A 10641-nucleotide genomic window follows, 5' to 3' on the forward strand; every position below is an offset into this window, starting at 1 on the left:
GTGCAACCATACTGGCTGTGTTTGATAGCGCTCATAGGCGCTGGTGCTGTGGGCATAATACAAAGATGGCGTGCCCCAATGGTTGGGCTTGGCCTTGCCACGATGATCGCTTGTACGCGTTTGGTCCTTGCACTGCCTCTGAATGAGACTGCGACTTTTCTAGGGCAGCCCTGGAGCCTTGACCAAAGCACACAGGCACTGTTGACCTTTGTGTATGGGACGACTATGGTTCTGCTGGCTATCGCTGCGACAGCGGAGCAGGCCGAATCGTTTTATGCCCCTGTTTTGGCAAGCGTAGGCTTGCTCAGTGTAGCGATCCTGCTACGCTCTTGGTTATCCTTCCTTTTGCTGCCCGCTGCTCTGATTGTACTGGTGCTTGCTACCCCACCAGCTTTCCCCACCTCGCTGCGCGGTGCCTCACGCTTCTTGGCTTGGGCCACCCTGCCAGTTCCATTTCTACTGGCTATTCCTATCCTCTTAGAGCGTTTTGCCCTGTTTCCAGACCAGCAACTGCTTGCGTATCGGAGCGCGTGGTTAGTGGTGCCACCTCTTGTCTTATGGCTAACCCTATTCCCCTTGCATGGGACAACACCGCTGTGGGCTAGCGGCAATCCGCATCTCACACTGACCTTCCTTTGGACCGTGAAAGACTGGGTTGTTCTCCACCTTTTCTTAACGCTATGGCAGCAGAATCCGGTATTGCATACGGAAGGTGTCACGGCTACGCTGAGCGGTTTAGGCCTATTGACGACGGTTTTCAGCGGCGTATGGGCGGTTATTCAAACAAGTCCTTCTGCTGTGCTGGGTTGTGCTGCCATAAGCGTGCTGGGTCTCGTGGTGCAAGGCGTAGCTGTAGGTTCAGGAGAGGGTCTTTTGGGTGCGATGTCGTGGCTAGTGCACAGATCAGTGGCGGTGTTGCTGGCCAGTTCGGCGCTGATAGCATTATACAGTCAATCTATTGCAGACGGAGAAGAAGCGAAGGCACAGTCCTTTCCTTGGCAAGGATTGATACTATTCATTATCTTTATCGTTTGTGTGTTGGACTTGGCGGGCATGCCCCTTATCTCGAGAGGACTTTTGGGCTACCAGAAAGTGGATAAGGTATTGCAGGAAACACAACCTCGCGTGATACAAGCATTGTGGATACGCTCTGCTGGTATTATCATCGGATTGATACGCGTTAGTTGGCGGCTCTGGCATGACCAAGTACGCGCTTCGGCAGGGCGTATCCGCTTCCTGTCTTTTTCATTGGTGATCTGCATCTTTCTCGTTTTGCTTTGGCTGGAATTATCCTCCTCACTTGTAATAGATTGGGTTTCGACTGTCGCAGCACCATTTTCCGCTCCTTTGACAACCCCCTTTTCATGACATATAATTATGATGAAGTGAGTGTCTTACCAGATGCTTTTCTCTCAGCCGAGAGGAGCTTGATCCGTGTCAACCAAAAAAAGCCCTAAGAAACAACGCCCGCAGGGAATACCGATTACCTTGGATCAGGCCTTGCAAAAAGAGATATTGGGCGTGCTGCTCATTGCTCTGGGGGGTGTGACCGCTCTGGCCTTGTTGTCCATTACCAGAGGCACTTTGAGCAAAGCATGGAGCATGTCCTTGCGGCGTATCTTTGGCTGGGGTGCCTACCCGATGGTTTTGCTCTTGCTCGTTGCCGGTCTGCTCTTCCTATGGGATGATCTGCGCAAGCGCCTCTCCATTCCCACGCGAAGCATCGTTGCCCTGGAGATACTCTTCGTGGCCCTGTTGGGTCTTTCCCATCTCGTTATTGCGCCAGGACAGTCCCTCTTGGCGGCAGAAAAGGGTCAGGGAGGAGGATACATCGGCTGGGCAGTTAGCTACTTTCTCATCGCAGCAGTAGGACGAACGATCTCCTTTCTGATCCTGCTCTTGGCCATTTTCGTTAGTATTTGCCTGCTCTTCCGCCTCAATTGGAATGAATGGGTTGTAATTCTGGGCAAAATAAAAACCCGTCTGAAGAGCCTGGCTCCGCCACCTCAGCCAGTCGAGCCAGTTCGTACTCCTCAGATCGTACTCAGGGAGAAAAAACGGCTTGCTCAAGAGCAGCTCAGCACGCCTCAAAAAGCGCCCATAGAGGTCCCATCCACGCCAGTGCGCACCCGCCGCATGCGCCAGGAGCGGGGCTTGCCACCTTTGGATTTGCTCAACGGAAGCGCCAATGAGCCTTATGGCGATGCAGATGTGCGTTACAAGAAGCAAATTATTGAGGAGACATTAGCCAGTTTTGGGGTACCTGTCAAAGTGGTTGAAATCAACCAAGGTCCAACGGTTACCCAATTTGGCGTGGAACCCGGTTTCGTAGAAACGCCAGAGCCAGATGGGCAAATACGGCGCAGGAAAGTCCGTGTCAGCAGAATTATGACCTTGCAGGATGATTTGGCGCTGGCGCTGGCAGCATCCCCTATTCGTATTGAGGCGCCTGTCCCGGGACGTTCAGTAGTGGGAATCGAGGTCCCGAACAGTAGCCCTTCGCTGGTCAATTTGCGTTGCGTGATGGAGTCCAAAGCCTTCCGTAGCATAGACTCTAAACTGAGGATTGCTTTAGGCTTGGATGTCTCTGGGCAACCGGTAGCAGCCGACTTGGCACAGATGCCACATCTACTAATCGCCGGCGCTACCGGCTCAGGTAAATCGGTATGTATGAACTCCATCACGGCATGCCTACTGTTCAACAACACTCCAGAGGACCTTCAGCTGCTTATGGTTGACCCAAAGATGGTGGAACTGACTGCTTTCAATGGCATTCCGCATCTTGTAGCACCTGTAGTAACAGAGGTAGAGGAAGTTGTGCGGGCATTCCACTGGGTTACCAAGCAGATGGATGAGCGTTACCGGCTGTTCTCAGAGATGGGGGCCCGGAATATCGATGTCTATAATCAATTGATGGCTTCTAGGGGGCAGGCGAAGCTGCCCAATATGGTCATTCTTATTGACGAATTAGCTGACTTAATGGTGAGTGCACCAGAAGAGATCGAACACGCCATCTGCCGCATCGCTCAACTGGCGCGGGCAACAGGCATTCACCTGGTCATTGCCACGCAACGTCCATCTGTAGACATTATCACTGGATTGATCAAAGCAAACTTTCCCGCGCGCATCAGTTTTGCAGTAACTTCACAAATAGATTCACGGGTCATTTTGGATACAGCCGGTGCAGAGAAGCTGTTGGGGCGAGGGGACATGCTGTACATGGCTCCGGACTCGAGCAAGCTGATTCGTCTGCAAGGCTGCTTTGTTTCGGATGAGCAATTGGAGCGCTTGGTGAACTTTTGGCGCGAGAAGATAGATTGGCTTGTGCCACAAGCAGAAGCCAATGCCCCATGGCACGATGTGGACTTGGAAGAAGAAGGGGACGACCTATTGCAGCAGGCTATTGAACTGACACGTGGGCGAAGCAGCATATCCACCTCTTTTATCCAGCGCCATCTGCGCATCGGTTACCCACGAGCCGCACGCTTGATTGATCAGATGGAAGAGCTGGGGATTGTTGGACCGGCTGAGAACGCTGGGCGTTCGCGGCGAGTGTTGATCAATGAATACGATTTTCAGGACGAGGAAAAATGGGATGAATATACAACCGAATGATTTTGCACAATCTGGCCAATAGAAAGCGGAAATATGATCTATATTGGTACTAGTGGTTACAGTTATGAAGACTGGGTAGGACCTTATTATCCCGCGGACTTGCCCAAGACAGATTGGTTGACTTTCTACGCCCGCGAATTTCAGGCATGCGAGATCAATTTCACTTTCTATCGCTTGCCTGAGGCGCGCATTTTAGCGGCTATGGCGGACAAAACGCCCCAGGGATTTCTGTTCACCGTCAAAGCTACCCAGGAATTGACACACAAGCGCGAGGGCAATGCAGAACTCTTCCCCAAGTTCGTGCGAGCGCTTAGGCCTTTGATCGAGGCCGGCAAATTTGGCTGTGTTCTGGCGCAGTTCCCCTATTCTTTCTATCCTAATGCCGAGAACCGTGACTATCTGAAGGCATTTCGTGATACAATGGCCGAGTTGCCAGTAGTGGTTGAATTTCGCAATGCGCGCTGGCTGACTGCGGAGTCCTTTGCCTTCTTAGAAGAAAACGACCTGGGTTTCTGCTGTGTGGATGAACCACGACTCAAGGGCTTGATCCCTCCCATAGCAGAAGCGACCAGTCGCATAGCCTATGTGCGTTTCCACGGTCGCAATGCCAAAAAGTGGTGGCGCTATGATGAACCGTGGGAGCGCTATGATTATACCTACTCAAAAGAAGAACTAGAGGAATGGGTACCAAAAATTAGAGACCTGGGGGCGAAGGCTGAGAACACTTTCATCTTTGCCAATAACCACTGGCGAGCACAAGCAGTGGATACGGCGCGCCAATTGCGCTTGCTGTTACCATGAAACTAGGGCCGTGCTCTCTGAAGATAGCCCAGACTCTCAGCCTTCAGCGTTAGCCTCTGCACTTTCAGGCTGACGCCTTCATTTGCTAATATCGCGCTAAAATTGATATAATGTACATACAGATTTGAGAAGTCAAGGGAAAGTGCCTATCCCATAGAAAGCGAACTCCCTGGTTGGATTCTAACAATGTTGGGTATTTGTTCGCATTCGGATAGATACCGAAGGAGGTGTTTTTAACTATGTCTGGACATTCGCATTGGGCCACGATCAAACGCACTAAAGGCGTGGCTGACGCCAGACGGGGACAATTGTTCACCAAATTGGGTCGAGAGATCGAAATTGCCGCCCGCGATGGCGGAGGCGACCCTGCTTCCAACTTTCGCTTGCGGCTTGCTATAGATAAAGCTAGACAGGCCGCTATGCCCAAAGAGAACATCGAGCGCGCTATTTTGCGCGGAACTGGTCAACTAAAGGGCGAAGCCATAGAGGCAATTCAATACGAAGGCTATGGCCCCCAGGGAATCGCCATGATCGTCGAGGTGCTTACAAACAACCGCAATCGTGCTGTCTCTGAAGTACGGAGGGTTTTCTCCCGACATGGTGGAAACTTGGGTGCAACAGGCTCCGTTGCCTGGATGTTCGAACGCAAAGGCTATATCAGTATTGTACCGGATGATGGAAATGCTGAAGAGCTGGCACTTGCGGCCATTGACGCTGGCGCTGAAGATGTGAAGGTGGACAAAGACTTGGTCGAGGTTTTTACCAAGGCCGAGGACCTGCAGAAAGTCAAAGAGAGATTGGAACAACAGAAAATCTCGTTTACCAGCGCACAATTATCGTGGGTGCCCAAAACCATGGCGCGCATTGACGAGAAGGCAACGATTCAGAACATGCGTCTGATCGAAGCGCTGGAGGAATTGGATGATGTGCAGCAAGTCTACTCCAACCTCGAGATCAGCGACGAAGTCATGGCTGCGTATGAGGCAGAGCAGTAGCTTTGCTTCACCCAAGAGTTAGCGGCTTTGTCACAACCTGCTAACACAGGAATAGTCATACTGGGCGTTGACCCCGGCGTAGCCATTACCGGTTATGGTATTATACGCTTGGATGGGGATGCTGTGCACTCCATAGCATATGGCACAATCGCCACGCCATCCCATCTTGCTTTACCACTCAGGTTACAACACCTCTACCGCGAGTTGCGCAATCTGATTGACACCTATCATCCAGCAGAGGCTTCGGTTGAGGAGTTGTTCTTCGCTCGGAATGTGCGCACAGCATTGTCTGTAGGACACGCCAGAGGGGTCATCCTGCTGGCTTTAGCCCATGCCGGGTTGCCGACATACGAGTACACGCCCCTGCAAGTGAAACAGAGCATCACCGGTTACGGACTGGCAAGCAAGGAACAAATGCAGCAGATGGTACGTCTCTTGCTTAAGCTAGAAGACATCCCTAAACCGGATGATGCTGCTGATGCGCTGGCGGTGGCTATCTGCCATGCCCATTCGTTCTCCATGGCCTTGCGGGTGGCACAAGGCAGCAAGGACATAGAAAGGGAGCAATGATCGCTACGCTCGAAGGACGAATATCCGCGCTGGGTGAGAACTACGTTATCGTGAACGTTGGTGGTGTGGGGTTCAAGGTTTATGTGCCACCCAATATACAGGACCGCCTAGGCGGGGTAGGAAACAAGGTTAGTCTGTTCACGCATCTGCATGTGCGAGAAAACGAACTCGAGCTCTATGGTTTTGTTACCCCTGAAGAACTGACACTGTTCGAGCTACTCTTAGGAGTGCCCGGCATTGGCCCAAAAGTGGCCTCCAGAATCGTCTCCATCATGTCTGTGGAAACTTTGCGGGAAGCGATTGCTCGGGGAGATGCCGCGATATTGACACGTATCCCTGGGATTGGGAAAAAGACGGCAGAGCGGCTAATGGTTGACCTGAAAGACAAGCTCGGCGTGGAATTGGAGTTTGCCGCCTATCCAGAGCTGACACATGCAGATGCCGAGGTCATTTCGGCATTGACCTCGCTTGGCTACAGTATCACAGAGGCACAGTCAGCTTTGCGCTCGCTCCCGCGAGAGAGCTTACCCCTAGAAGAAAAGGTGCGCCTAGCGTTGCAGTACTTTGCGCGAGAGTGAAAGGAGACAGGGACATGAATTGGGTTGATGCGATGATCGTAGTTATCATTGCCATTTCCACGTTTTCCAGCCTACGGGCAGGCTTTCTGCGCCAGGCTTCTGCCTTGATTGGCTTCATCGTTGGGGTATACGCCGCACTGAGCTATCACGATGTAGCAGCTATTAGCCTACACGCGTACATCAGTGATCCTACCATAGCCAAGATCGTTGCTTTTGGGTTGATTTTCGTCGCAGTTTGGATTGTTTCTACCATTCTAGCAGAATTGGTCAGCGAAATTCTGAAGGCCATTGGCCTGGCATGGGCAGATCATCTTCTGGGCATGCTATTGGGGCTGTTGACCGGCCTGCTTGTTGTGATTTGTTTGTTGCTGCTTCTCGTTCGTATCCCGATCCCTGGCCTTACTGAGTCAATCAGGCAATCCCCGCTCGCTTCGCTCATCTTCCATGAATTGCCTCACCTCAGGGAGTTATTGCCCAGCGATCTACGCATATTCAAAATGATTTGAAGTTTCGAAAAACAGACGAAGCAACTGCAGCCTGCCTTTGAACTGGAAACTGCGTTTGCCTCAGGTTTTGAAGACTTGCATCTGCAAAAGCCCATCGCAGAATTCCATCGCTCGCTTATAACCGGGCCCGGCCAATTCCCGCGCTGCATCCGTATAGAGCGAGCGATACGCTTCTTCAGTCAATTCGCGCCCTCGGCGGATAGCTGCTGCCAATTGGGCATAGGTCAGGCCCTCCCAGTTTATCTGTCCACCAAGGTGGACAAGCACACCCAGCAAACCCATGCCTTGGGCGCGGCCAATCTTATCTGCATCATAGAGGATGCGCCCTTCAATGGGCACGCGCTCTCGCTCCGGACCCGCTATGGCGCGCATATGCGCAATGATGGCCACCATTACACGCTCGATGCGCTCCTCTGGATAGCCACGTTGGCTCAGCCATTCCCGGGCCATCTCTGCTGATTTGACATTGTGGTCCTCCGGCCCCAGCGTCACACGCGATATGTCGTGGAAATAGGCGGCAATAGTGACGATCTCTTCGTCCGTGCCAATTTCCCTCGCCAACTGCTGCCCATAAGCAACCACTTCGGCAATGTGCGGGAAATCTGCTGCGGGATATACTTCTCTGGCGTAAGCTGCTACTTCGTCTATGATGTTCATCTTTCACTCAACAAGAGAGCGGATAGCCTTTCTCATCCCAACCACGCAAGCAGTAATAGTCAGAAAGCATCAGAGCCAATTCTTCACGTGTAATCGTGTGTCCATCGAGTGGCTCATCATGGAAACGGGCGGGTAGCAGATCATCGGCATATCCGAACCCTTCGCGTACATTGAAACAGCGAGCTAATGTTGCAATCCCATTGGCGATCTCTCGCAGGGTAGGAAGATCAAATTCAAGTCCTGTGGTTAGGTGGATAATATGCTGTAATTCTTCCCAGGGCACAAGATCGCGGAAAAAGCGGCAGAGGATAAGGGTATCCATAATGGTCATGCGGTCTTCGATCTCCACGAACATGGCTGCTTTGCCCTCGACCTGGCTAGCATCAATCTGGCCGGACAATTCGTACTTGTAGAACGTAGCACGCAAATGACACGCTCCTCGTGGTGCTGTAGCATAGGCCAGAGCCATGCCTTTCAGTACGCGTGGATCGTAGGCGGCTGGCTCTAGGCCCTTCACATGTATTGCTAGGTCCCCCAGATTCCATGCCCGGCTAGCAGCGACGATGCCATCAGCTAAGATAGCGCCAGGGCCTTCGCGGTTCACGATTTGCTCCAGCAACGTTGCGACGCCTTGTGCATCACCATACTGCAAAGAGAAATTCAGCCGCCCGCGCCGTGTAGCCTCCATGACTAGCCCGGCCAGGTTGCCTGCCGTTATTGTATCTAACCCATAGCGATCGCACAGATCGTTCAGGTAAACGATTTCCTCCAGCGAGGTGATGGCACAAAGACCGCCGAAGGCATAGATCGTTTCATACTCAGGCCCTTCGATGGTCAGCCCTTTGTGCCGCCCTTCTCTGACTGTGCTCAGTTTGCCACAGGCTAAGAAGCAACCAGGGCATGCATGAGGTCGAACGTCCAAGTTCTCGACAAGAGCGTCAGCACTGATTTGCTCCCATCCAGGCAAAGAGCCGGCTGACCAGTAATAAGCAGGAAATGCCCCAGCCGTGTTCGTAACGGCTACCATGCTGGGAGTGCCATAGCGCGAGTAATTGGCAGCGCTTGGGCTGCTCAGGCCTTTCGCCCGGAAAGCACGTAGATAAGCCTCGAAACCAGTGGGGTCAGCCAGAGGCCGTTCCCTTTGCCCATGGAAAACAATACCTTTGATCTTTTTTGCACCCAAAATAGCTCCCAGACCAGTGCGCCCGGCTGAACGCCATTTGTTGTTAACTATACAGGCAAAACGCACCAGATTCTCGCCCGCGGGGCCTATCACCAAAGCCTGAGCATGTGGTGCAACTACCTGGGCAAGAATGGCCTCCTCTGCACGATAAGTATCCATGCCCCAAAAAGGTATGGCATCTCGAAAATCGATGCTGGTATCGGATATTTCGAGATAAATCGGTGAGTCGGAAGCCCCACGAATGACAATGGCATCATAACCAGTACGCGAAAGTTGTGTAGCGACACGCCCGCCAGCGGAGGACTCGGAAAAAGCGTGGGTCAACGGAGAATGGCTGAAAATCTCGTAGCGGCTTGCGCCAGGAAAGTTGGTTCCAGTAAGAGGGCCTGTCGTGAGAATAAGCACATTGTCTGGACCAAGGGGATCAGTTCCAGCGTGCAATTCCTGCCACAAGAGATGGCTCCCTAACCCACGACCACCCAAGTAGCGGCGCAGGATGACATCAGGTAACTCCACTACACGATGGTAGCGATTTGTGACATCCACGTACAGGAGTTTGTGGTGAAAACCGTACATGTATGCCCACCTCAGGTCAGATAGGTTCCCCTTGATTTTCGCGGTGCTGCACGCGGCGCAGCTTCTCTGGGCTGTCTACGCGATCTAGGAAAAGCTTGCCATCCAGGTGGTCTATCTCGTGTTGAAAGGCCCGGGCCAATAGCCCTTGAGCTTTGGTACGAATGGGACGACCTTTGAGGTCCTGTCCTTTCACCGTAACAACTGTAGCGCGTTTGACTGTTCCCACATACCCGGGCACAGAAAGGCATCCTTCCTCATCCTCTTCCTCGCCGTGTGCTTTAATGATCTCTGGGTTACAGTATACATACAACTGGCTCGGCTGGATCTCTTTGCCTTCTTCATCTTCCTCTGCCGGCATCTCGATCACAATCAGCCGTAGAGGTATGCCAATCTGCGGCGCAGCCAGACCGAGCCCATTGGCTGCGTGCATCGTATCCAGCATATCCTGAACCAGGTCTTCGAGAAATGGCCCGAAGCTGGTGACTCTTTTGGCTTTCTGGCGTAATATCGCCTCTCCAGCCACAAGAATGGTACGTTTTGCCATCTCATTACATCCCCTGCATTGACTAGTTCCAATGCTCAGAAAATATCATAAATCAAATTGCTGAGATTGCCTCGACCGTAACGGTTTCGCCGTCTCGCACTTTCCTGAGAACAGTGGGATCGCCAATTACCCGCCCAAAGACATTGACAGGACTGGCAGGCCGAATCTCTTGCCCTTTGCTAACGGGCGTGGGGCCAAAGAAAATGCAAAAGGCATGTCCAGGTGGCCAGTATCCCAAGTCCCCTAAGGAGACAACGGCCTGCGCGTTCTCCTCCTGCAATTTGACTGGTATGGAGAAATAGATTTCATCGCCCCATGTGTTTCCAGCAGCAGAAAACGGCAAGGCTGCCCAAATGGCGTCAGCCGTGTGGGTATCATTTAATTCGGCGATTACCTCAATACTACCTGCACGAATCCGGATCTGTCGCATTTTCCCTCCTCTTGTGCCTTAATTATATCCCATTTGTTCGCTTGCAGCAATACAGAAGAAGGGGGTGTATTTCAATTTGGGGGCAAATTTGGGGCATAATGTAGGGAAGAATCGAAGCTCAAGAGAAAGGAATCTAAGATGAAACGCACCCGTGCAGAGATCAAAGCGCAGCTATTGGCAGAGGCT

The 10641-nt window shown here is 52.2% G+C and carries 11 protein-coding genes; 7 read left to right on the forward strand and 4 right to left on the reverse strand.

Annotated features, from left to right (window positions below; genetic code table 11):
• The 7 genes from H5T67_10785 to H5T67_10815 all read left to right on the forward strand — a co-directional run bounded on the left by H5T67_10785 (position 1) and on the right by H5T67_10815 (position 7065).
• Positions 1-1368 carry a hypothetical protein gene (locus tag H5T67_10785; protein ID MBC7245795.1) on the forward strand — a complete coding sequence of 456 codons (1368 nt, stop codon included), beginning with the start codon at positions 1-3 and terminating at the stop codon, positions 1366-1368.
• Between the two features lie 66 nt (positions 1369-1434).
• Positions 1435-3615 carry a DNA translocase FtsK 4TM domain-containing protein gene (locus tag H5T67_10790; protein ID MBC7245796.1) on the forward strand — a complete coding sequence of 727 codons (2181 nt, stop codon included), beginning with the start codon at positions 1435-1437 and terminating at the stop codon, positions 3613-3615.
• A 33-nt stretch (positions 3616-3648) separates the two neighbouring features.
• Entirely contained in the window at positions 3649-4416 is a 768-nt protein-coding gene (locus tag H5T67_10795) for a DUF72 domain-containing protein (protein MBC7245797.1), read from the forward strand.
• A 239-nt stretch (positions 4417-4655) separates the two neighbouring features.
• Positions 4656-5411: a YebC/PmpR family DNA-binding transcriptional regulator gene (locus tag H5T67_10800; protein ID MBC7245798.1), complete on the forward strand. Its 756-nt coding sequence runs from the start codon at positions 4656-4658 to the stop codon at positions 5409-5411.
• A gap of 51 nt (positions 5412-5462) precedes the next feature.
• On the forward strand, positions 5463-5981 hold the full coding sequence (gene ruvC, locus H5T67_10805) for a crossover junction endodeoxyribonuclease RuvC (GenBank protein ID MBC7245799.1): 519 nt from the start codon (positions 5463-5465) through the stop codon (positions 5979-5981).
• Entirely contained in the window at positions 5978-6559 is a 582-nt protein-coding gene (gene ruvA / locus H5T67_10810; GenBank protein MBC7245800.1) for a Holliday junction branch migration protein RuvA, read from the forward strand. Before ruvC ends, ruvA begins: the two co-directional genes overlap by 4 nt.
• A gap of 14 nt (positions 6560-6573) precedes the next feature.
• Entirely contained in the window at positions 6574-7065 is a 492-nt protein-coding gene (locus H5T67_10815; protein MBC7245801.1) for a CvpA family protein, read from the forward strand.
• 60 nt (positions 7066-7125) lie between these two features.
• On the opposite strand, the gene H5T67_10820 is transcribed toward H5T67_10815, so the two are convergent.
• From H5T67_10820 to H5T67_10835, 4 genes are read right to left on the reverse strand one after another with little or no spacing between them, the layout of a single operon-like run.
• Positions 7126-7722 (reverse strand): HD domain-containing protein, encoded by a 597-nt coding sequence (locus H5T67_10820; protein MBC7245802.1) that lies wholly within the window; start codon positions 7720-7722, stop codon positions 7126-7128.
• 7 nt (positions 7723-7729) lie between these two features.
• Positions 7730-9481 (reverse strand): aldehyde ferredoxin oxidoreductase family protein, encoded by a 1752-nt coding sequence (locus H5T67_10825; protein MBC7245803.1) that lies wholly within the window; start codon positions 9479-9481, stop codon positions 7730-7732.
• A gap of 16 nt (positions 9482-9497) precedes the next feature.
• The gene (gene def, locus H5T67_10830; protein ID MBC7245804.1) at positions 9498-10025 is read right to left on the reverse strand and encodes a peptide deformylase; all 528 of its coding nucleotides are present in this window, start codon (positions 10023-10025) and stop codon (positions 9498-9500) included.
• A gap of 52 nt (positions 10026-10077) precedes the next feature.
• A complete protein-coding gene (locus H5T67_10835; protein MBC7245805.1) occupies positions 10078-10455 on the reverse strand; it encodes a hypothetical protein in 378 nt (125 codons plus the stop codon).
• Between the last annotated feature and the right edge of the window lie 186 nt (positions 10456-10641).

It is taken from the genome of Chloroflexota bacterium (genome assembly GCA_014360905.1).
In the GTDB taxonomy this organism is placed as follows: domain Bacteria; phylum Chloroflexota; class Anaerolineae; order UBA2200; family UBA2200; genus JACIWX01.

Excerpts from the sequence above, each read along its gene's own strand:
- H5T67_10800 (MBC7245798.1), top strand. The coding sequence starts at position 4,656 with ATGTCTGGACATTCGCATTGGGCCACGATCAAACGCACTAAAGGCGTG.
- ruvA (MBC7245800.1), top strand. The coding sequence starts at position 5,978 with ATGATCGCTACGCTCGAAGGACGAATATCCGCGCTGGGTGAGAACTAC.
- def (MBC7245804.1), bottom strand. The coding sequence starts at position 10,025 with ATGGCAAAACGTACCATTCTTGTGGCTGGAGAGGCGATATTACGCCAG.
- H5T67_10815 (MBC7245801.1), top strand. The coding sequence starts at position 6,574 with ATGAATTGGGTTGATGCGATGATCGTAGTTATCATTGCCATTTCCACG.
- H5T67_10825 (MBC7245803.1), bottom strand. The coding sequence starts at position 9,481 with ATGTACGGTTTTCACCACAAACTCCTGTACGTGGATGTCACAAATCGC.
- H5T67_10820 (MBC7245802.1), bottom strand. The coding sequence starts at position 7,722 with ATGAACATCATAGACGAAGTAGCAGCTTACGCCAGAGAAGTATATCCC.
- H5T67_10795 (MBC7245797.1), top strand. The coding sequence starts at position 3,649 with ATGATCTATATTGGTACTAGTGGTTACAGTTATGAAGACTGGGTAGGA.
- H5T67_10835 (MBC7245805.1), bottom strand. The coding sequence starts at position 10,455 with ATGCGACAGATCCGGATTCGTGCAGGTAGTATTGAGGTAATCGCCGAA.